Origin of the sequence: Chroococcus sp. FPU101 (assembly GCF_017312365.1) — a bacterium.
Lineage (GTDB): Bacteria > Cyanobacteriota > Cyanobacteriia > Cyanobacteriales > Microcystaceae > Chroococcus.
In genome coordinates, this window is sequence record NZ_BLJI01000010.1 from 40127 (window position 1) to 62363 (window position 22237).

A 22237-nucleotide genomic window follows, 5' to 3' on the forward strand; every position below is an offset into this window, starting at 1 on the left:
ATTTGATCTGATCGAAAAAATCAGGATATTTTAGTCGTTCGCCAACTTAACTTAAGATTAAGCCAGAAATTCCAGATAGTGACCAAGCCAATCGCAATAAAGTTAGCTAGATAACGATTGATTCCTACAACATTGAAAAGGAAATTTAAGATAAAAACATTGAGAATTAATCCTGCTAGACAGATAATATTAAATTTTAAGAAACGTTTGAGACGTAGTGACCAACCACGTTGACTGGCAGTAATATAACCAAATGTCCAACGGTCATTCCAGAAGAAATTATTAATAATAGCCACTTCAGCCGCAATGATTTTACTGCGAGTTAAACCCCATCCTAAAGCATTTGGATCGCTCAATAGATAAAAAATCGCCATATCAACAAAAACGCCACTTAAACCAACCAAACAAAATCGAATTAACTGGCTAATCGGTAGTTTAAGCGATCGTTTTAAGCGACCGACTCGACCCTGAGACAGACGCAAACGTAAAAGATGATGCAGATATTCGATATACTGCTTCCAAGTAACTTTACTATTACCTTCCTTGCGTTCACGAAATACATAGCCTGACTCAGCAATTTTGTCAATATTTCCGCGTCCTAAAACCTCGATCAAAATCTTATAACCAAGAGGACTCAGCCGCTTACCGATTAGAGTTTGACGACGTACCATAAAATAACCACTCATGGGGTCTGAAACTCGACCGATGACATTGGGCAAGAGCAGTAAACCTAAAACCTGCGCCCCACGAGAAAGAATGCGTCTCGTCAGACTCCAATTACTGACCCCTCCCTCACTAACATGGCGACTAGCAACGGCTAAATCTGCTCCTTGTTGCATCTGGGTCAAAAGACTTAAGAGAATTTCTGGAGGATGCTGTAAATCACCATCAATCACCCCTAAAATTTCCCCTCTTGCGGCCTGCCATCCGCGTATCACAGCAGTAGATAGTCCTCTTTCCTTTTGACGACGCATCACCCGAAGTTGTGGATAGTCTGATATCAGACTCTGGGCAATTTTCCAAGTCAAATCAGGGCTATCATCATCGACGACAATTAATTCATAATTATTCAACAACACTTGATCTAACAGGGTTGTTAAAATTCTAACGAGGGCAGTAATATTTTTACCCTCGTTGTAAGTTGGAACAATTAGAGAAAACCAAACAGAATCGGTTTTAAGGTCGTCATGAGAATCATATTGGTCAATTTGCAATAACCCAACAGGAGTCGGTAAAAGTGATTCGTTGTCGTTAATTAGAAATTCATATTGATCATGAGCCTTCATATTGGATTCAATCCTTTAGTCATAAAATTTTAGAAACTTTAAGTTAATTTTTAGATTATTTTTTCAAGATTAAAGTTAGTAAATCTCGCCAATCTTGAAGGGCGATTCGTCCTGAAGGCAGCACCGCAAAAGCTAACAAGGCAGTTGGAACAGATAAAATAAAAGCAATGGTCAGACCGAATAAGGGATGAGAAATCGTTACGAATTGACGAAAAGCAAGTAACACTAAAAAAACGCAACCAGTAGCAAATAGTGAAGGTCTGCTAGTGCGATAAAAATCATGTTGGCGGATGGGGCCAGAACGACCAATAAACCAATATTGCAAGGGGGTATTAATTAAGAGTCCAGTAATCGAATAGGCTGCGGCGACCCCACTTGATTTCCAAGGCAAACCCGTAATAAATGCAGCGACTGTAATTCCCCCAGTGAGCAGCCAAAAGCGAAACATCTCCCAAGTGCGACCTTGGCTAATGAGTAGCCAACCTGTGGTATATTCAATCGGTTGAACAAATGCCGAGAAACTAAACCAACGAAAAATATCACTAACCGCGCTCCATTTTGGCCCCAGTAAAATTAAAACCATCCAGTCGGCTGTAACGATTAAAAAGGCAACAAAGGGCATTGTTACCATGATGATTTTCTCTAACATTCGTAGATAAGTTTTGCGATATTGTTGAGGAGAATCAACTAAGCGACTCAACGTATTAACAGCGACGACACGTAAGGGAGCATTAATTGAAAGAAGCGGTATCATCAGCAATTGATAGGCTCTTGAATATAACCCTAATTCTTGCGCTCCCCAATACTTTCCAATCAAAATATTATCGAGGTTCCGTGTTAGATAGTTGATGAAGTTAGTACTGGTTAAACCTCCACCAAACAATAACATTGCTTTTATATCTTGACTCCATTGCGGGAAACCAGGTCGCCAACCACACTGTAGCCAAAATCCAAGGGCGAGAATCATTGAGTTAGATACAGTAATCAAAATTAACGCCCAGTATTTAGCCCCAAACCATGCCGCAATAATGCCGATTCCTAATGAAACGACTTGAGATAATAAATCAATGATCGCTATGGTACGATAGCGCATCTGTCTACTTAATAATGCTCCGTGTTGTGTACCCAGTCCACTACAAATAAAGCACAAAGCTAAAGCTAGAGTGATCGAGACTAACCGCGTTTCTCCATAGAACCAAGCAATAACAGGCGCAAAAGCGATCGCCACAACGGTACAGGCTATGCTTACCCCAAGATTAATCCAAAACAGAGTACTAACTTGATGATGATCGATTTCCTCTCGTTGAATGGTTGCTGTATTTAACCCCAAATTTTTGAATAATTCAATAAACCCTGTTGTTGCTTTGACCATTCCGACTAATCCATAGTCTTCAGGGGTGAGCATTCGGGCTAAAATCATCGTTGCACCAATTTGTAAGATCAGCTTACTGAGTTGCTGAAGCAGTGTAATACTACCCCCGCGAACTGAGCGATTTTTTAGATTCTCCTTGAGCTTTTTAGTACAGAAATATTGATCAAATTCAGAAACGTTTTGTTTAGAAATATTTGACACATTTTTAGATGTTTTTACTCGAATGAATCATAAATCATTTCTAGTTTGGCGGTTTGTTGTCGAATATCAAAAGCATCACACATCCATTCTCGACCCCGTAACCCTAGTTTTTTGGCTAAGGCACGATCCTTGAGTAATAGATCGATTTTGTCAGCGAGGGATTGGCTATCTTTTTCGGGGACTAAAAACCCTGTTTCTCCATCCTTGACGGCTTCAGGGATGCCGCTATGCCAAGTAGACACGACGGGAATACCACAGGCTGACGCTTCATTAATGACAATAGGCAACCCTTCACAGTCTCCATTACTTGCGGTCTGACTCGGTAGGGCAAAAATTTCTGCCTGTTGCATTAGTTTAAAGACGATATCGTGTTTCTGTGCGCCCAAAAACCGAACGCGATCGCTGATACCCAGTTTTTTAGCCAAAGCGTGTAAATATGGAGTCATGCGACCTTTGCCAACTTGAATCAGGCTAACATTAGGATGTTTAAGAGCAATCAGGGCAAACGCTTTAAGCAGGGTATCAATTCCTTTTTTTTCGGTATGTCGTCCGACACAAAGAATGTAACGCTCATCTGCTTTAATATTTGTCGGCGCAAATCGAACTGTATCCACTCCAATATGATGTAAATGTATTTTGTTGGGTGCATAACCTTTTTCAATCAATTTCTTCCGAATAAAGTCAGAAACGGCAATAAAAGCGGCTGCTTGTTTTTTAAGTTGTTCCTCATAAAAAATCAGTTGATAGTATAAAAATTTGCCAGCTTTCCATAATTTTTCTCGATGAATGGTAATATCATAACCGTGAAAAGTAACTAGAAAAGGAATTTTGAGTTTTTCTGCTAATGCCATTGCATAAACTCCATCTATTCCAAAATGTGCATGAATTAAAGATAATTTATTTAATAATTCATAATTGTTGAACAAATAAGGTGAACGACTTAATAAATAACTAAGTTGTTTAATGTAAAAAAAATCATTTTTGCTAAGTGTAACAGACGCAAACGTTGATTGAGCAACCAGTTTGCTTGTAATAAAAGTCGGCTCAAAACGTTGAAGATGTTCAGCTTGTTCAGAAATAAATGTTTCTGAAACAAGGGGGTAAACACGACGATAAATGCCAATTTTTTTCATAGTAATATAACTTTCTTGGGCTTAGGTTGCATCTCATCAAGTTTGGTGATTTTGATGAGTCTTCTGGCATACTGTACAGGGTTACACTGTTCTTTAACCCAACGCTGTCCTTGAGCGAGAAGGGTTGATGTGAGAGGATCATTTTTGAGACGGATCATAGCTGCTGCTGTGGCTACAGGATCATTGGGATCGACTGTCCATTGTGGAGCAAAATGATTGAGGATCTCGCCGATGCCTCCAGTTTGACTACCAATAACGGGAACACCGCAAGAAACCGCCTCAATGACGGTTCGCCCAAAGGGTTCGCGGGGAGCAAGAGTAACAACAACATCAGCATATTGATAGTAATTTTGTATTGAAAATGTGGGAGGTAAGACGGTAAAACGATCTGCTACTCCAAAATCTTGAGCTTGCTCTAATAACCGTTGGGTTTGTATTCTATCAGTAGAATAATCGCGACCAATGACAACACCGTGATAATAATGACCAGATGCTTTAAGCTCGGCTAAAACTGGAATTAAGGCTCGTAGGTTTTTATCGTTAAACTGTTCGGGTTGGCTAATTCGTGAAGGAGTTAGCATAATCGAAGCACCTGAACGAAGAATTGGTTTTAAAGGTTCTGGTGGAGATGCGACATCATAATTAAAAATGTTAAGTTCGACAGGTTGATAAAAAATCTCTTTAACTTCCAAAGTTAAACGAGGACAAATTGTTTGAGCCGTAAACCGAGAATTACACAAAGAAACGGGCTTCAAACTTGCGAAAATCATTTTAAAAGCCCAATTAAAACGCGCTGAGTAAGCTGGATCATGGAAGAAATGATAAACAGGGCGACCACTGAGGCGAAGTTCAGGGATTGCTAGGGATAGTGATGGTAACACACGGCTGGATGTCCAACTATCTAAAAATAATGGCCAGTTACGCGGTTGTTGGGTTGCCCATCGCAAGGCACGATAACAGAATTGATGACGACTTTGAACAGATAAAGAAGTTAAAGAAGCACTGTGTCCAGCTTGTTGTAAATATTTTTCTAGCTCTGAGCCTGATCTAACCAAAACACATAATTGTTCAGAATACCCCAACTGTTCAAAGCCTTGCATCATTAAAGATAGAGAAACAGTTGCCCCGCCGATGCCACCAGAACCAGGAATAATGATCAGTTTACGCATAATGAGGCTTTCCTTTTAAGGAAGAAAAATTCCCACTCGGCTGACGAATGATCATACACAGTAATACGCTAGTGGTCATAGTCAGGTGAATGATCGAGACACTTGAGGTAATGGTTAACATGATCAGTACCAAAAAACAAGACAACGGCCGACCTCTGCGAGTCTCATACATCCAGAAAAATAAGGATATCCAAAACGTCCCAAATAACGTCGCGCCAAGGATTCCTTTCTGATAAAGAAGGGTTCCTAGAATAAAGCTATGAGAGCCGATCGCAGGCCCACCATCTGTATAAAGATTAGGCCCCTGTCTTGCTGCTTCTCCTTCAACCTTATAGCCAAATAGGGGTTTTTCTGGAATTTTGTTGAGGGTTTCTTGATAAACTTTAGATCGTGCTTCAGTTGAACCTGGACGTGCTTTGGCAATTGATTGTTCTGTTCCTCTAATGGTATCTACTGCTAAATTGGTGATCGATGGTACTGATAGAAGTAAAAAACTGCACAAAGCAAAGGCAGCAAATAAGAACCATATTCCTTTAGTTTTAAAAGAGTTTGATAACAAATGCACAAAGACAGCAGGAGTAAAAGCGATCCAGACAGCCCTCGCACCTGTCACACCCATCAAAAAACAACAGGCGATAAATAATAAAATAGACCACAGACGATTTTTAAGGTCAAGTGCCAGTAAGCCGACAAAGCCGAGAAATACGGCACAGGTTTGATAATGGTCAAAGAAAAAGCGATAGCGTCCTTCTTCTTTAATCAATAAATAATTCCCCGCACCATCACCCATAGCACTACCATATTCGTAGACTGGGTTTTTTTTCGTCAAAATTGCATAAAGTGTTCGAGGAGGTGGGTTAAAGGCTGTTGGGTTGACGAATTCTACCACTAGCCACAGCAGTAGCATCATGATAACGCTAACCGAACAAGCCCAGATAAGCGGCTCTTTACGAACTTTAATGTTATGACTTTGAAGATACCAAACCAAGCAAGGTAGGGCAAATTGTAAGGTTGCTTTTACTAAATTGTTTGGATTTCTGGCCCAATCTGTTGGTAAGTCTATTGATGGATATAAATCAAAATAAACTAACCAAGTATCCAAATAACCATATAAGTAATAAGCAAACAAGGCTATTACAAACAAGCTTGGTTGTTTAAATTTTATTTTTCCGTACTGTTGCCATTCCTGAAATAAGCCTATTAGCAACAAGATGAGCAACATATGGGAAATAATTCCAGCAGTCCACCATAGGGGAAAGAAAACGATGTTGGCACAGATTAATTGTTCAGCTTTGGTTAAAGCTTTCCAACGTAGCCAAATTCCAGAAAATAGTTGAGCGTCTTTTGTTTTTGGTAGTGAGATTTTAGAGTAAAGAAGCTTTTGTGTCATAGATTTTTTGTTTTTTTAAGATTCAGCTTCTAAGAATTCTTGTCGAGAGTCGTAGTAGCGGTAATTAGCAGTTCGTGTTTCAACTCCATTAACAATTAGTCCTTTAACTTGTGCTTCTTGTTGTTTGAGTTGTTCTATACTGTCGATCACTGAGTAGCGATCGCTATTACCTGGACGTACTACAAACATCACGTTTTGGATCAGGCGACTCATTAAAGAGGCTTCACTGGTCAGATTCACTGGGGGACTATCAACTAAGATAAAATCATAGTTATCAGATGCTTGCATTCGTTTTAAACGTTGTTCAAACTCCCCGCGTAAAAAGTATTCACCGATTTTGTTTGGTTGAATTAATGGAGCTAACATTAAATCAAAGCCAGGATGGATAGGTAACAGTGTTTCTGGATAATCTGTCCCTCGGCGAAATTGGGGATAACCGAGTTGTCGGCTCATTTGTGCTTGTCTAAGATCCGCATCGATTAATAAGACTCGATAACCGAGTTGCACTAGAGCCCAAGCAAGTCCTAAAGTGAGGGTTGTCTTGCCCTCGTTTCTAGTCGCACTGGTGATCATTAAACACCGATTTTCTAGATGGAAAGAACTGACAGTTGCTGCTAAGCGTTGAAATTCTACGCCAGTTTTTTCATCTAATCCTTTTTCTAAAAATAATCCTTTCAAACGCGGGAATCTGAGAATTAATGGAAAACCTGCTAATTGTAAATCTTTTGAGTTAAATAATGGGTTGCGAGATTCAAGGAAAAGTAGTATACTCACACTACCCAAAATTGAAGCTAAAAGTCCTCCAAATGCAATCAATTTACGACTCGCTGTGGTCGGTTTTGGATCTAGTGTCGGCCCATCAAGTAACTGCACACTGGGATAAGCATTAAAAGCATTAATTTTGTTTTGGCTTAGTTGAGCAGTAATACCTTTATATACTCCTTCGGCAATCTCATACTTGCGTTTAAGCTCGATGAGCATTCCTTGGTTTTGGGCGATCAAGTCAACTTCGTTATTGAGTTTGTTGAGTTCCTTTTCGAGTAAGTTAGATTGTTGTTTTAATCCTTTGGCTGTGCTTTGCGATCGAATAACATCTGCAATCAGAGCGGTTCTTGTATCTGTACTACTCGGCCCCAATGTGACATCAATTTGAGATGATGGAACGCTTGGCAGCACTCGCGCCATCTGCTGGTTGGCAGCACGGCGCAATTCATTGCGTTTTAGCATTAATGATTGAATTTGCGGCATTTTATCGGTATAAATCCCACGAGATTCCGATAATTCGATTTCAGTGGCAGCCAATTTATCTCGAACACTTTGATACTCTTTGTTTTCTGCTAAACGCAGAGAGTTAAGAGCTTGTTCAGGTGCCATCCCTAATTGTGCGGCAGCGACTTTCGCTTGTATAGCATGAGATTCAGCCTCTGAGCTAATTTCTGCTTTTTTGGCTTTAAGTTGATTGATAGAATGAATTAATTCTTGGGTTTGTGTTTCTGAATCTAATAGTCCTGTAGATTGTTGAAATTGGTTTAATTTGTTTTGAGCTACGATTAAATTGTTTTGAGCTTTTTTAAGAGAGTTTTCGGCAAATTTTTCTTGAGCTTTAACATCTTGTTGACGCAGTTCATCAAGTCTTTTTTGATAGGAATTGATCAATGTTTTAACTCGCTGATAGGCTAATTCGGGGGTAGTTGCTTCGACTTCTAAACTCATGATGGTTGTTTGAGCTTGAGGTTGTATTTTAAATAATGCTTTGTAATCTTCTAAGCTAGTATATTCGCTTTTTTGGGGGTCAGATGCCAAGACACGACCAAGCACAGTATCACTCATCAAAATAGCTGACTGAGTATAAAGTGGATTAACTTCTTTTGTAAAGTCTATATTTCCATCGCTTAAATTACCCAATGTTCCTAAATTTGCATTTAATTTATCTCCTTTGATCGGGATACTCAATTCGGCATTAGCTTTCCAAATGGGTGCAACTAATTCTTTTATATTGACGATGACATAGACAACTGAGCTAATTAGTAATAAATTGAAGACTAACAAAGGTGGCCAATGCCTACGAACAATGGATAAAGTGTGATTCATAATATTACGTTTAACTCCCCAGAGAAGGTTTAAGTTTCCGAATACATTCCCTAATTACATCGCTGTAATTTCGTCCTGTTTCTTTGCAGTAAGCTTCTAGTCTTTCTATCTCAGGTTGGCTTAAGCCGATAGTCAGACGTTTTCTAATTAATTTCTTTTTCAAGGTTATAATTTCCAAGAATAAGGTAGTCTCAAAAGTCTGATCACCCCATACAAGCTCTTTTGTAACTATTTGACGATTGCTATTAATTTTGTTGAAGTATTTTTAGTTTTTTCACTACTTTTTGAATTCTGACCACCGAGAACGTAGATAACCTCGTAATCCTAAACGTAGCACTACTTTTCCTTGAGATGGAAATGTAGCACAAATACTTCGCCGTAATAATCTTTCTAAAGCATCTTTCGGACTACGTCCAATCACTATACTTTCTTCAATGGACATTTTAATAATTTTGACTACTTCCACTAAAGAAACTCCATTTTGTTGAATTGCTTTTAAACTTCGATAGTCTACATCTTGTTCAACATTAAAGCTTTCCTTGAGTCCAACTTGTTGAGCAGCCTGATTAATAAAAGCTGTCATGTTTTCGTGTTCTCGGATTAAATAAGGAATCTGATCACAATGCGCTCGTACATTATTGCCGTGCATTCTATAAAACATTAATGGTTCCTTAATACAACCAATTTGTCCATAAAAAGGAACCGTAGTCGTTAGATATGTATCTGCACTTTCAGTGTAAAGCTTCCCATCAACTTCAAAAAGTTTTGTTGAAACTGGAAAAACTTGTTGCAATACAGTACGACGATAAGCAAGCGCTGAAGTAATTCCCATTGCATATCTTCCTTTTTGCAACAATAAATGACGCACATCACCTGTATTAAGGGTTTTACCTCCTTTACCAATGACTTGATCATTTTGATTAACCGATATCCAACTATGAGAAATTTGTACCCACTCTGGATGCTCAAAAAAAGCAATAACTACTTTTTCAAGTTTATCCTTGCAAAAGTAGTCATCAGCATCTAGAAAACAAACAATTTCGCCTTTAGCTTTGGCAATTCCAGTATTGAAAGCGGCTCCTTGTCCAGCATTTTTTTGAAAGATTGCAGTTAGTTGATTTTCATAACGTTTAATTATTTCTGGTGAATCATCAGTTGAACCATCATCAACAACAATTAATTCAAAGTTTTGATAGGTTTGATTTAAAACACTCTCAATTGCTTGAGCTAAAAATCGCCCGTAATTATAGTTGGTGATGATGACACTAATAAGAGGTTGGCTTAGAGAACAAATCGAACTAGAATTGATAGATGGTTTAACTTGTAACATTGTTTTATACTGTTCTAACGATCTTTATTACGACTCATTCGATATGTATATTCACTTACTGATGGATTAGGACGATCTGGAAGTATAGTTTTAGTTGTACGGTTCCAGTCTTTCCTATCAGGTAAATGAATCGATAGTTTTTGATCCTGTTTGCGAGTGACGAGTAGCCATAATTGACCATCATTAGGACAAAAGAATTGTTCTATCCATGCAGTTCTATCAACATAAACAGGATAGTTTGTATTGATCATCTTGGCCTTTTTAGTAGAGATATTTAACTCTTTTTTGAGTTCTACGGCATTTTGATAAAATAAGAAATGCTTGGAACTACCTAAACGCCAAATTCTTGCTTGACAGTGAGGGCAGTAAAAATGTCTATCTTCCTTGTATCGACTTCTTTTATTAGCCATAATAAGTTTATCGCTCCTTCTACAGTTGTAATACTTGTGAATAGATTAACTAATATCTTATTGCTTGTAATTCATTTTTTTAGCCTCCTTAATAATCAACCCTAACCTAAATTATTTTAGCAATGCTCGTAGATTTATCCTCTAAGTATTACTTCATTTATTCTTCTAAAAATTTCGGAAAAATAAAAAAAGTTTTTAAAAACGGCTTGATGACTATCTATCTATGTCACCTATCAAAATGACTGGTATTAATTATGACTAATAATTTTATTTTTTATTGTAGCCTCAATCGTTTCAAATAAATGATTATTTGAAACTCTTAATATTTTCTAAATATTTCAATACGCAGTTAACCTAAAATATATATTTCTCATCGATTAGTAAGCCCCTTTAGCCCTAAACACAACAATGATTGTATTTAGAATTAACTTTAGATCGTAAATAGGTGACCATTTTTGCTGGTACTTTAGATCCATCTTGACTACCTCTTCAAAATTTTTAATGCTAGAGCGTCCGTTAACCTGCCATTCTCCAGTCATTCCGGGTTTGACGACTAATCTTTGATAGTGATGATTTTGATATTGACAAACTTCTTCAGGATGAGGGGGACGTGTCCCTACTAAACTCATTTCGCCTCGAAAAACGTTCCAAAACTGAGGAAATTCATCTAAACTGGTGGAACGCAAAAATTTACCTACTCTCGTCACACGCGGATCGTTTTTGTTTTTGAATAGCTGTCCTTCAACTTCATTTTCAATAAGATATTTTTGTTGATCAGCATTTGCGACCATTGTTCTAAATTTCCAGATCTTGAAGGGCTTTCCTTTTAAACCACAACGAATTTGCGAATAGAATACGTCTCCTGGACTATCTAATTTAATAGCGATAGCAATCGGAATAATTATAATTGATAAAATTCCTAAACCAATTAAAGCTCCAATCAAATCTATTAAACGTTTAGATAAACTATAAACAGAGCAATGGTTCTCTAGTTTAATCAGTTGTTCTGTCACAAATTCTTTACAATTTGCTTGAGCAAGAATTGTTTCCCATTCTGGCCAGATATCTCCAATTAACTGAAATTCTTTGACTGACAAAATTTGAGATGCTTGTCTAGCTTTCTGAATTTCCACACCAGCTTTAATCAACTGTTCTTGATACAGTTGTTGTAATGATTGAGAGTTCATCACGATATGTGCCTCTGCTTAAAACCTTAAATTACACCTGAAAAATTTGCTCAATTGATGTCCAGTTTAAGTATTCTACTCAAATGCCAAAAATCCGCTACCTCAAATTTAGAAGTAACGAACTAGATTGTTTGAATATAGCTCTTAAAAGCTGATTATTTAAGCGAGAACGTGAAAAAACAAGATCAATCTAGAAAACTTGAGAATTATTATGGTCATGATAATCCTTCCTTTATGAAGAAAATTTGACCAAATTACTCAAATTCCTTAAACTGATCAAGTTCACTCAATGGTGTCTGCTCTTACAGTTTTCAATAACTTGGCTACTAACTTGCTCCTCTTCGGTGTCTCAACCATTCAAGTTCACTCAAGGGTGTCTTCTCAAATAGTAAGTAACTTCGCTATTGACTAATTTTTATATATTTTATTACGTTGTGTAGATGATTTTTAGCTGTCTATTTGATGAGCTATCTCTAGCATAAAAGTTTTTTGTTTTTATTCTGTATCAAAATATACAAAATAATTTTTTTTACGCTCAATGACATTGGTGGTTGCGTTTTTAGACTATAGGACATCGCATAGGGTTTTAGATCGAGGTAACTAATTTGCTGTTTAGATCCACATATCATAGATATCCCAGACCCCCTCTAATCCCATAACTCCGTTTTTACATAATGCTTCTGCTTCGTTTTTTGAACAAAGGAAAGGTCTAACTTGTTTTAATTGAATAGATGGCTGAAATGGGGAAAATATAGCCAAAAGCTCTTTAAAAATCATTATTTACCTCCTTTAACAAATTTTATTCTTAATTTTTTTTAATAGATTAATTGAGAATCGACTTTGATAAGGTGATCAGATTAGGGAATTTTTAAATACAGACTTCGATAGAGTAAAGGAACTTTACTCGCAACAAACTTGTCTACTAAAACTACTTAAGTTCACTCAGAGGTGTCTTCTTAAATAGTTTTCAACAGCTTCACTAATACATACTTAGGAGCAGTTCGACTATTCAAGTTCACTCAGAGGTGTCTTTTTAAATAGTCAATAGTTTAGCTATTGGTTACTTTCTTATTAGTTGCTTTTTGATGTCTCTTATACATCAGATTATTATTCAGTGTTTTTAAAAACTGTAGCAAAATATACAGAAAATTTGAATTAGAGTCCCAAAAAGTCACTTGAGAAGTCATATGCAATTTATGAACTCTAACGACGCGAAAATAAGCTTTTTAAGATGTGACTAAGTATAAATACTATTTAATCTCTTAAAAAAGTCACTAATAAGTCATATGTTAACTAAAAAAGAAGATTAATGTTAAGTATTATTGCTAATTTTTTTCTGAGCTTTAACGAGGAAATCTTCATAACCCAAAACTGCTCATCATCGTCTAATTTTAACATTTATTTAATAAATCGGAAATTGTCATGATTCGTCGTTTAGCACCTTCTTTTTTAGAGGAAAAAACTCAGGAAATTAAATCAGATCACTATTTAGACCATTTAACAAAGTCTATCCCCTCAGAAATTGTCATGGCATGGGTGACAATCACTGGATTAATTAAAAGTGATACTCAGATTCCATTAAATACGGTTCTCTGGATTTTATTACTGATTTTTATAGTTTTAACGATCGCTTGGACGTATCATAAAAACTCTGGACTTTATCAAAAACCGACCATTAAACAAGTTATGCTCTCGACTGGCTCATTTGTGATCTGGGTTTTTGCTTTAGGGGAGCCTTTTTCATCTCTGTCGTTTTATCATCCTGTATATGGTTCGATTTCGTTGATTCTTTATTCCCTGATTGTTCCTTTAATTTCGTCTAGATCGAAGAGCAGTTTCTAAATTAATTGCAGCAACGAGCGCATTGATATTACAGGTTGACACTCCCCGCCATCAATGGCGAGGATTCCTTGTTCAACGATTCGACTTGCTTCAACAAAATTTCTTCAGTCAAAGTAGTGGTCAAATCTCCCAAAGCGTAAGTTCCGAAGTGTCCCGTCGTACTTAATCCTAATTTTAAAATGTTACGCGCCGCGTTTTCGTCTCGACAAAGGTTAGCAGAGCAAGAACAGACATGAGTTCTAGTAGACAAAGATTTTTTAACAATCTTTCCACAGCTAGAATATGCAGCAGAAGTGTATTGAGGTGGTACAGCTATAGTTAGCTTGCCATATTTAGAACCCAAATACTCTAACCATACTCTGAACTGATACCACGCAACATCGTTTATTAACTTAGCAAGACAATGATTTTTAACTAAGTTCCTAATTCTTAAATCTTCGTAAACGACCACATCATTAGAGCGGATAACGGAGTAAGCTATTCCCTTAGCAAACTCTTTTCGCTGTCTACTTATTTTAAGATGAGCTTTGGCTAATCTCTGTCTTGCTTTTCTTCTATTAGATGATTTTTTTTTCTTTTTAGAAAGTCTTTTTTGTAGTAATTGAAGCTTTTTTTCTCCTTTTCTTAAAAATTTAGGATTTTCAACTTTATTGCCTTGATCATCGGTGTAAAATGATGCCAACCCAACATCCAATCCAATTGTTTGATTGGTTGGTGTTGAGTCAATTTTTATATCAACTGCTAAGATGAATTGAGTATAGTAACCGTCTGCACGACGTACTAATCTAACTCGTTTTATCGACTCAACTGGATAAAAATGTAAGTCGTATGAGCCTACAAGCTTAAGCCTCCCGATGTTTTTCTTGTCAGTAAAAGTAATGGCTTTCCTTGTGTTTGAGTCTAACTTCCATCCTGTCTCTTTATATTCAACAGAGCGACAATTTTTCTTAAAACGCGGATAGCCTTTCTTCTCTTGAACTTTTCTCTTGCAGTTATCGTAAAATCGAGCAATGGCTGACCAAGCTCGTTCAGCACTTGACTGTCTAGCTTGTGAGTTTAATTGTTCAGCAAAACTAAATTCATGAGCGAGTACACGACAATATTTATTGAGGTCGTACCGTCCTACTTTCTCGTTATCCATCCAATATCTTAAGCATTTATTTTGGATGAACTGAGCAGTCCGAATTGCCTCATCTATTGCTGCATACTGTTCTTTTTTTGCTCTGACTTTAAACTCAACAACTAGCATTTTTATGTCAAGCACATCAACCTAAACTTTGTAACACAACCTTGGATTTAGTGGAAGTTTAGGCGCACGGTGAGTCTAGTGCGGTCTTGGGCTTTGCCCAAGTAGAGCAACTAGCGAACCCGAAGGACACATAAGCGTCATGAATGACGAGGTTTTCCCTCGCCATGTATTGATAAAATAAATTAACAAACTTCTACTATTTAACAAGAATAATTTGATCTCCAATTACTGGGCTACGTGCTACAATTTCTTTCTCTGAATCTTTTATTTCTAACTTTTTAAAGTCTAATTGTTGTGAACGTTTCCAAACCGAATCCGCTAACTCTAATTGTTTAGACTCGCTTAATTGTTTCCAATCTTGACTAACAAAAACTGTTAACAAACTATCGACAAAATTAGCTTTTAGAGAACTAACTAACCCTTCAGGAAACTTTTGAGTCAAACTATTAATTTCACCTTGAATAGAAGCCACTAAATTTTGTTCTGGTGTCAATGCTACGGGTTCTGGTGGTTCAATGACAACAGGTTTTGGTGGTTCAGGTGCTGTCAATTCAGAGGGTGTAGAAATTACTTCAGGAGAGGGTTCTAATTCTATCTCAGGTGCTTTTTCTTCTACTGGTGGTTCAATGGGTTCTAAAATTGGTTCTTCGGTGGTAACTTCTACTGATGTTTCGGGTGGCAAATCTTCTAAAATAATTTTAGGAAGTTCACTAACTTCTGTTTTTGGAGAAGGATTGAGTAACGAAACAGAAGTTAGTAAAATAACGACCAAACTTCCTGTAAGAATTCCTGTTAATACCCAGTCTGATAATTTATTACTGACTGATGTGGGCAGGAAAGCACGAATTGTATCTAAAACATTATCCCACCAACTTTGTAAACGATTAAAACTTGGTAACAGTTTATCAATTCCTTCATTATCTTCTTTAGTAACCCGTTGTGATGGTTTGGGTTGAGAAACTTTTGTTTGTAGAGGTTTGGTGGGAGTAATGGTAACAGGAGGTTTGGGGGGAGTAATGGTAACAGGAGGTTCTGAAATAGCAGTGACAGGGATTTCAGGTTTGGAGGGTTCGGGAGGAACTTCAGTAAAAGTCGGTTCAATAATCGGTTCTTCGATCATTACTGAAGTTGATTCTAGTGACTCAATTAATCTATCTGTAATCACCACCCAGCTATCAACCGCCACTTTTGAGGGTAAATTCTCAACGGATTCTATGTTAAGTTTAGAAACAAGGTTATTTAATTGAGTAATCGTTTTTTGAAGTTGCTCAATGACTTCTGATTGTGAAAGTCGTTCCTCTGAATCTTGATTTGAGAAGTTTGGCGGCTGCTGAGACATTGTCTTCCCTCTGACACAATTAAATTTTTTGAGCAATTTTTGTTATTTGGGTTTCGCCATTATTTTAGGCTGATACTGTCTTCACTTTACCAAATTATATGAACACTCGTTGCTATACACTGATTTTTGTTGGCTTATTGATCTTACTGCTAAACGCTTGTAGTAGTCCGACACCTCCAAAAGAATTCGCACCCGATGGAGAAACAGTCAAAAAAGCAATTATGCTTCAGCTTAAACAAACAGAAGCAAGCTTGAGTGAGTATTTAGATGCTTCTAGTCCTAAATTAGATATTAGCAAAATTAATGTTAAGAAACTTGAACCAATTTTTATCGCCAAATTAGCGACTTATCATCTGCAAGGAACTTATAACCTAAACCTTAAACTACCGCGCCAAAAAGTCACACAACAGAGTAACCCTTTTGATGTTTATATACAACGTCAAATAGAGGGAAAAACGTGGCGACTACTCAAACGAGATTTACATAATGACGATGCACAACCGCAATGGACGAGCTATTTGATCGAACCGTAAAGGAAGATTTTGTATTATGTTGTTAGATAGAGTTTTGTATAGCTCTAGTTAACTTATCTTAAAAGCTATGATAATCTATTCAAATGCTTGGAAGAATCTTAAAAGTTTTAGATTAATTTAACACTTGTTCAGGGTGACTTGTACTACAAACCAGCATTTCGCTACAGCTTATCTACTAAAGACCATAGGTTAATGATTTACGATTAGGTATTATTTATGACTTTTACGGCACCGAATAGCAAGGCAATTCCACTCGCACATCTGGAAAGTAATTTAGATCCATTAAAAGTAGCTAATGGAGTCTATATAACCATTCATGGACATTATTACCAACCCCCCCGCGAAAATCCTTATTTAGATACGATCGAACGCCAACCCAGTGCCTATCCGTTTCATGACTGGAACGAACGCATTCTTCATGAGTGTTATCGTCCGAATGCTTTCGCAAGAATTATTAACGATCGCGGCGAAGTGATTAATATTGTTAATAACTTTGAGTATTTAAGCTTTAATATTGGCCCAACACTGATGTCATGGTTGCAGATGTATGACATAGAAGTGTATCAAAAAATCATTGAAGCCGATCAAAAAAGCTGTCAAAGACTGAATGGACACGGCAATGCGATCGCTCAAGTCTACAATCATATTATTCTACCTTTAGCCAATCAACGGGATAAAACTACTCAAATTCGTTGGGGAAAAGCAGACTTTAAACGACGTTTTGGGCGTGATCCCGAAGGAATGTGGTTAGCAGAAACGGCAGTAGATTATGCAACCATAGAAACATTAATTGATGAAGGAATTAAATTTACCATTCTTGCACCTTCTCAAGCTGAACGATGCAGACCTTTAGTTACAAAACGTGATCCCGAACCCGAATGGTTAGAAGTTGGGGGGTCACAAATTGATCCCACTCGTCCCTATCGTTGTTTTCTTAAAGATGGTCGCTCGATTGATATTTTCTTTTATGATGGCCCAATTTCCCGTGATATGGGATTTAATGATGTTTTAAGTGACACCGATCATTTAGTAGGACGTGTGGCACAAGCGATTAAAGGGGATCATCGACCTTCGCAGTTAATTAGTGCAGCAACCGATGGCGAAACCTTTGGTCATCATAAAGCAGGTACCGAAAAATGTTTAGCTTATGCCTTTACCCATGATTTCCCGAAACGAGGCTGGGTTGTCACGAACTATGCACATTATCTAAGTATATGTCCGCCGACTTGGGAAGTTGAACTAAAACCCGTGACCGCGTGGAGTTGTTCACATGGTGTAGAACGCTGGCAGGATGATTGTGGTTGCGGTGGTGGGGGTGACTGGCATCAGAAATGGCGTAAACCTCTCAGAAATGCTCTAAATTGGTTAAGGGATCAACTAATTAAAGTATACAAAGAAAAGGGAAGCATTTTACTGAGAGATCCTTGGTTAACTAGAGATGAATATATTCAGGTCATTTTAGATCGTTCTCCAGAAAGCGTAACCGAATTTCTGATGCGTCATCAAAAATATTCTCTAAGCGATGCTGAAAAAATTGATGCTCTGCGGTTATTAGAGATGCAGCGTCATACATTATTAATGTATACGAGTTGTGGCTGGTTTTTTGATGAACTGTCTCGACCCGAAGGAACCCAAATTTTACGTTATGCGGCACGTGCTTTAGAATTAGCGGGTGATATCGCAGGAATTCACTTAGAATCAGAATTCGTTCTTCGTCTAAAACTTGCGCTGAGTAATGTCGAGATTTTTGGTCATGGGGCCCAAGTCTATCAACATTTAGTCCTACCCGCACAAATTAGCTTTAAACAAGTTGCGGCACACTACGCGATCAGTTCTTTGTTTACCACCTATCAGCCTCTACAACGGGTTTATTGTTACGATGCTGAAAAATTAGATTATCAGAAACAGCAGATCGGTTCTTTAACTCTAGCAGTTGGTCAAGTTGGTTTAACTTCGGAAATTACATGGGAAAGTCATAATTATATTTTTGCTGTCTTGCATATGGGAGGTTGGGACTTCCATTGTTGTATTCAACCTTTTAACGGAAGATTGCGTTACACACAAATTAAAGAACAGTTATTTACTTCTCTTAAACAAGCTAGTGCCGCTAAGATGATCATTGAGATGAGTCAACTGTTTGGTAATCAATCTTTTGATCTACAACATCTGTTTGCTGAAGAACGACACCGCATCATGCAGCAAGTGACCAATCATACTAAGCAGCGTTTAGATCAGCTTTATACTCAGGTGTATCGGGATAATTATGGAATTTTAGTCGCCTTCCAACGCGATGAATTACCCGTACCCCAAGAATTACAGGTTGCTGCCGAAATTGCGATCGCCTATCGGTGTCTAAAAACGATCACCGCTTTAGAACAAACTACTGATGATCCCCAAACGATAGGAACTCATTTAGTCGAATTATCTGCGATCGCCCAAGAAGCCAATCACTTACGCTGTAATTTGAGAATACCTGAAGCCAAGCAAACCTTAGAACGTCTAATTTTACAGTTACTTTGGCAAGTATTACACGATGACGATCCCACTTATTTAGAAACCAAAATCGAGTTAATGAGTCAAACGATCGCCGTCGCTAATGAGCTACATTTAGGTGTATCTTTAGCCAAAGCACAGGAACTTTATTACAACTGTTTATTTGAGGACATTGTACCGTTCTGTTTCGGAGAAAAAGCGGCTCAAAATCATTATTCTTACTGTCGTTGGACACCCTCTCAGATTTTACCTTTATTGGGATTGGGACAAAAGTTAGATATTGATGTCAGTGCTTGGTTATAGTGATTTGCATCTAATGAAAATAGAGACGAAATATTTTTCTCGTCTCTATCCCATTTGATCTAAACCGCTTCCCCATCAGTGAAATAGGAAGGGAATACTAAACCTGTTACATAATCAAAACTTGTCAGCGAAGCTTGCTCATACTGAATTTGATTAGAGATATGAACCGTTTTTCTGAGGGTTGTTGACGGCTCAGATGATTCAAAATCATGAGGAGCAACGGTTGGGGCTGAGGTGTGAGTTAAGGTTAATGAATCAGGTGTTGACGCTAGAGATGCTTGTAAAGGTAAAGAATTTGTTGTTGGAGCAGTGGGGCTATTTTCGGCGGTTGATGACAAAATTTGTCTGACTTGAGCATCCGTTAAACCAGCTTTCGCACTGAGCATCAAGGCAACAACACCCGCAACATGAGGAGTAGCCATAGATGTTCCACTATAGGAATCATAGCCATTATTTGGAACCGTCGAGTAAACATCAACACCAGCAGCAGTAACATAGGTTAAACGAGTTCCACCAGCGCGGTTAGAGAAATCAGCCATTTGATTGTATCTATCTACAGCACCGATCGCTAAACCCCATTGAGTCGCATAAGCCGCAGGAAAATGACCCATCGTAGTAGAGTCGCCATCATTACCTGCTGCCATCACTACAATTGCGCCTTTACTGCTGGCATACTGTACAGCCGCCTTCAATTCGGCATCATCATCACTGCCCCCCAAACTCATATTAATCACCTTCGCACCGTTATCGGCAGCATAGCGAATTCCTCTAGCAACACCACTATCAGAACCCGAACCTGAATCACTGAGAACCTTAACGGGCATAATTTTCGCATTATAGGCAATTCCCGTAACACCAAAACTATTTTTCACAGCAGCAATTGTCCCTGCTACGTGGGTACCATGGCTGTGGCCATCCATCGTATTATTATTGTTGCTATCAAAGTTCCAACCCCAATAATCATCGACAAAGCCATTACGATCGTCATCAATGCCATTACCATTAATTTCACGTGTATTACGCCAAATATTACTACTTAAATCAGAATGATTGCGATCAACTCCTGTATCTAGCACAGCAACGATAATACCTTGTCCTGTATATCCTTTCGCCCATACTTCGGGTGCGTTGATTAAATCGGCTCCCCAATTATTGCCGCCCAAATTGGGTACACTCGGAAAAGGATTTTGTCCGAGAGCTTTAGCGACAGCCGCCGACGCATTGACTAAACCATAGCCATTAATTGAACTATAACCATCCAAAGAAGGGTTAATTTGGATTGTTCTGTAAAAAATGTTATTATTTTCGTTCTTTTCGACAATATCATTATTGCCATCAGCTTGAGCAATTAGATAATAGGTTCCACCAGCAAGCCTAGAACTCAGTGGAATAGAGGCGGTTTCAGTAACAGAGGTGTTAGGATCGATCGAATAAGAGGAAACTTGATCGAGATAAGTATCTGCGGCATCAAGAATCGTATCTCTGGAAAAGTAGAATTTAGTATCACTACCATACCAACCCGTTGAAGCATTACCCTGATTTTTGAGGGTAAACGTTACAGATAGTGCATCCCCCGCAGTTACTTGTTGAGGTGCGACAAGACTGGTAATTGTTAAATCCGCTTTAGGGGCTTCGGTAATGTTAATGGCTCGATAGAATACATTATTATTCTCGTTGCTTTCTAAAACAGAATTATCACCATCAGCTTTAGCAAATAGATAATAAGTACCAGTTGTGAGACTTTCATCTAAATGAACATAAGAAAGAGTGCTAGTTTGAGAGGCACCAGCAGCCAAAGAATAAGCATAATCATAGCCTAAGTCGAGATCAGAGCTATCTAATGTGGTATTCGTCGATAGATAAAAATTCGTATAGTTGCTATATCCTGCTACACCTGCGTTTCCTTGATTTTTTAAGGTATAGCTAATATCGATATAATCACCGCCTACTGCTGATGTAGGTGCTGAGAGATTAGAAATCACTAAATCGGGTTTAGTAACAGTAATAATTTTGCTCGTAATGTTGTTGTTTTCATTAGTTTCTACAACCGTATTATTGCTATCTGTTTTAGCAATAAAATAATAAGTCCCACCTGCTACATTTTCATCGATTGAAAACCAATAAGACTCAGTGAACGATGCTCCTGGATCTAAAGCATAGAGATAATCAGTCGCTAAATGGATATCTGAACTATCCAAAGTAGAATTAGTTGAAAGATAAAACTTCGTTTCACTACTAGACCAATCTGTTGCGGCTGTACCTTGATTTTTAATCGTATAGCTAAAGTTGACATAACTCTCTCCCGCAGCAACCACAGTCGGCGTAGTGAGATTAGTAAACATTAAATCAGGTTGGGGCGTTGTTGTCAGCGTGATCGCTTTAGCTAAGACGTTATTACTTTCGTTACTTTCAGCAATTGCATTTTGTCCATCTGCTTTAGCGAGTAGATAATAAAGTCCACCCGTTAAATTATTATTAAAAGTAACAGAAGCCGATTCTACTCGTGAGGCTCCCGCAGCTAAAGAAGACACCGCATCAGTACCGAGTAAGGTATCTGTACTATCAAGGATATTATTTCTAGATAAGTAAAAGCGAGTAGAGCCAGCAGATGTTCCCGTCGCACCACCTAAATTTTTGATGGTATAGTTAAAGTTTAAAGTACTTCCAGTCACCGCCGAGGCTGGTGTGGCAATTTGACTAATCCTTAAATCGGGGAGAGTCACTGCCTGTGTTGAAAAGTTCGCAGCATCAGTATATTGTTTTAGGGTAGTCTCAAACTGATCATGCTCAAAGCTTGAACCTAAAGAATTAGAATCAGAAATCAAGTTATTGGTTTGAAGAGGATCTAAGGTGAAAGCTGAAGCACCTGCATCGATCAAAGCGTTGTCAAACATTTCTGTAGCTCCTAG

The 22237-nt window shown here is 37.9% G+C and carries 17 protein-coding genes; 3 read left to right on the forward strand and 14 right to left on the reverse strand.

Annotated elements, in window-relative coordinates:
- Positions 1–20: 20 nt before the first annotated feature.
- The 11 genes from CFPU101_RS11190 to CFPU101_RS11240 all read right to left on the reverse strand — a co-directional run bounded on the left by CFPU101_RS11190 (position 21) and on the right by CFPU101_RS11240 (position 12346).
- The gene (locus CFPU101_RS11190; RefSeq protein WP_206815431.1) at positions 21–1286 is read right to left on the reverse strand and encodes a glycosyltransferase; all 1266 of its coding nucleotides are present in this window, start codon (positions 1284–1286) and stop codon (positions 21–23) included.
- A 55-nt stretch (positions 1287–1341) separates the two neighbouring features.
- On the reverse strand, positions 1342–2859 hold the full coding sequence (locus CFPU101_RS11195) for a lipopolysaccharide biosynthesis protein (RefSeq protein ID WP_206815432.1): 1518 nt from the start codon (positions 2857–2859) through the stop codon (positions 1342–1344).
- Between the two features lie 14 nt (positions 2860–2873).
- Positions 2874–3992 carry a glycosyltransferase gene (locus tag CFPU101_RS11200; protein ID WP_206815433.1) on the reverse strand — a complete coding sequence of 373 codons (1119 nt, stop codon included), beginning with the start codon at positions 3990–3992 and terminating at the stop codon, positions 2874–2876.
- A complete protein-coding gene (locus tag CFPU101_RS11205) occupies positions 3989–5161 on the reverse strand; it encodes a glycosyltransferase family 4 protein (protein WP_206815434.1) in 1173 nt (390 codons plus the stop codon). Before CFPU101_RS11205 ends, CFPU101_RS11200 begins: the two co-directional genes overlap by 4 nt.
- Positions 5154–6551: an O-antigen ligase gene (locus CFPU101_RS11210; RefSeq protein WP_206815435.1), complete on the reverse strand. Its 1398-nt coding sequence runs from the start codon at positions 6549–6551 to the stop codon at positions 5154–5156. Before CFPU101_RS11210 ends, CFPU101_RS11205 begins: the two co-directional genes overlap by 8 nt.
- Before the next feature lie 15 nt (positions 6552–6566).
- Complete coding sequence (locus CFPU101_RS11215) at positions 6567–8642, reverse strand: GumC family protein (protein WP_206815436.1); 2076 nt, start codon at positions 8640–8642, stop codon at positions 6567–6569.
- 10 nt (positions 8643–8652) lie between these two features.
- Complete coding sequence (locus CFPU101_RS11220) at positions 8653–8805, reverse strand: ribbon-helix-helix protein, CopG family (RefSeq protein WP_242577876.1); 153 nt, start codon at positions 8803–8805, stop codon at positions 8653–8655.
- 114 nt (positions 8806–8919) lie between these two features.
- Positions 8920–9972 (reverse strand): glycosyltransferase, encoded by a 1053-nt coding sequence (locus tag CFPU101_RS11225; RefSeq protein WP_206815437.1) that lies wholly within the window; start codon positions 9970–9972, stop codon positions 8920–8922.
- A gap of 14 nt (positions 9973–9986) precedes the next feature.
- Positions 9987–10382 carry a hypothetical protein gene (locus CFPU101_RS11230; protein ID WP_206815438.1) on the reverse strand — a complete coding sequence of 132 codons (396 nt, stop codon included), beginning with the start codon at positions 10380–10382 and terminating at the stop codon, positions 9987–9989.
- 377 nt (positions 10383–10759) lie between these two features.
- Positions 10760–11569: a sugar transferase gene (locus CFPU101_RS11235; RefSeq protein ID WP_206815439.1), complete on the reverse strand. Its 810-nt coding sequence runs from the start codon at positions 11567–11569 to the stop codon at positions 10760–10762.
- Between the two features lie 612 nt (positions 11570–12181).
- A complete protein-coding gene (locus CFPU101_RS11240; protein ID WP_206815440.1) occupies positions 12182–12346 on the reverse strand; it encodes a hypothetical protein in 165 nt (54 codons plus the stop codon).
- A 645-nt stretch (positions 12347–12991) separates the two neighbouring features.
- Between CFPU101_RS11240 and CFPU101_RS11245 the strand changes: the two genes are divergently transcribed.
- Positions 12992–13411: a hypothetical protein gene (locus tag CFPU101_RS11245; RefSeq protein WP_206815441.1), complete on the forward strand. Its 420-nt coding sequence runs from the start codon at positions 12992–12994 to the stop codon at positions 13409–13411.
- 28 nt (positions 13412–13439) lie between these two features.
- On the opposite strand, the gene CFPU101_RS11250 is transcribed toward CFPU101_RS11245, so the two are convergent.
- Entirely contained in the window at positions 13440–14660 is a 1221-nt protein-coding gene (locus CFPU101_RS11250; protein WP_206815442.1) for an RNA-guided endonuclease TnpB family protein, read from the reverse strand.
- 196 nt (positions 14661–14856) lie between these two features.
- Positions 14857–15999 (reverse strand): hypothetical protein, encoded by a 1143-nt coding sequence (locus CFPU101_RS11255; RefSeq protein WP_206815443.1) that lies wholly within the window; start codon positions 15997–15999, stop codon positions 14857–14859.
- A gap of 98 nt (positions 16000–16097) precedes the next feature.
- On the opposite strand from CFPU101_RS11255, the gene CFPU101_RS11260 reads away from it, so the two are divergent.
- On the forward strand, positions 16098–16532 hold the full coding sequence (locus tag CFPU101_RS11260; protein ID WP_206815444.1) for a hypothetical protein: 435 nt from the start codon (positions 16098–16100) through the stop codon (positions 16530–16532).
- Between the two features lie 216 nt (positions 16533–16748).
- The gene (locus CFPU101_RS11265; RefSeq protein WP_206815445.1) at positions 16749–19328 is read left to right on the forward strand and encodes a DUF3536 domain-containing protein; all 2580 of its coding nucleotides are present in this window, start codon (positions 16749–16751) and stop codon (positions 19326–19328) included.
- Positions 19329–19387: 59 nt separating this feature from the next.
- On the opposite strand, the gene CFPU101_RS11270 is transcribed toward CFPU101_RS11265, so the two are convergent.
- The gene (locus tag CFPU101_RS11270) at positions 19388–22222 is read right to left on the reverse strand and encodes a CARDB domain-containing protein (RefSeq protein WP_206815446.1); all 2835 of its coding nucleotides are present in this window, start codon (positions 22220–22222) and stop codon (positions 19388–19390) included.
- Positions 22223–22237 lie beyond the last annotated feature (15 nt).

What these genes read in the sequence shown, in the direction of transcription:
- CFPU101_RS11245 (WP_206815441.1), top strand. Translation starts at nt 12,992, where the DNA reads ATGATTCGTCGTTTAGCACCTTCTTTTTTAGAGGAAAAAACTCAGGAA.
- CFPU101_RS11230 (WP_206815438.1), bottom strand. Translation starts at nt 10,382, where the DNA reads ATGGCTAATAAAAGAAGTCGATACAAGGAAGATAGACATTTTTACTGC.
- CFPU101_RS11215 (WP_206815436.1), bottom strand. Translation starts at nt 8,642, where the DNA reads ATGAATCACACTTTATCCATTGTTCGTAGGCATTGGCCACCTTTGTTA.
- CFPU101_RS11255 (WP_206815443.1), bottom strand. Translation starts at nt 15,999, where the DNA reads ATGTCTCAGCAGCCGCCAAACTTCTCAAATCAAGATTCAGAGGAACGA.
- CFPU101_RS11200 (WP_206815433.1), bottom strand. Translation starts at nt 3,992, where the DNA reads ATGAAAAAAATTGGCATTTATCGTCGTGTTTACCCCCTTGTTTCAGAA.
- CFPU101_RS11190 (WP_206815431.1), bottom strand. Translation starts at nt 1,286, where the DNA reads ATGAAGGCTCATGATCAATATGAATTTCTAATTAACGACAACGAATCA.
- CFPU101_RS11260 (WP_206815444.1), top strand. Translation starts at nt 16,098, where the DNA reads ATGAACACTCGTTGCTATACACTGATTTTTGTTGGCTTATTGATCTTA.
- CFPU101_RS11270 (WP_206815446.1), bottom strand. Translation starts at nt 22,222, where the DNA reads ATGTTTGACAACGCTTTGATCGATGCAGGTGCTTCAGCTTTCACCTTA.
- CFPU101_RS11265 (WP_206815445.1), top strand. Translation starts at nt 16,749, where the DNA reads ATGACTTTTACGGCACCGAATAGCAAGGCAATTCCACTCGCACATCTG.
- CFPU101_RS11250 (WP_206815442.1), bottom strand. Translation starts at nt 14,660, where the DNA reads ATGCTAGTTGTTGAGTTTAAAGTCAGAGCAAAAAAAGAACAGTATGCA.
- CFPU101_RS11235 (WP_206815439.1), bottom strand. Translation starts at nt 11,569, where the DNA reads ATGAACTCTCAATCATTACAACAACTGTATCAAGAACAGTTGATTAAA.
- CFPU101_RS11205 (WP_206815434.1), bottom strand. Translation starts at nt 5,161, where the DNA reads ATGCGTAAACTGATCATTATTCCTGGTTCTGGTGGCATCGGCGGGGCA.
- CFPU101_RS11210 (WP_206815435.1), bottom strand. Translation starts at nt 6,551, where the DNA reads ATGACACAAAAGCTTCTTTACTCTAAAATCTCACTACCAAAAACAAAA.
- CFPU101_RS11240 (WP_206815440.1), bottom strand. Translation starts at nt 12,346, where the DNA reads ATGATTTTTAAAGAGCTTTTGGCTATATTTTCCCCATTTCAGCCATCT.
- CFPU101_RS11225 (WP_206815437.1), bottom strand. Translation starts at nt 9,972, where the DNA reads ATGTTACAAGTTAAACCATCTATCAATTCTAGTTCGATTTGTTCTCTA.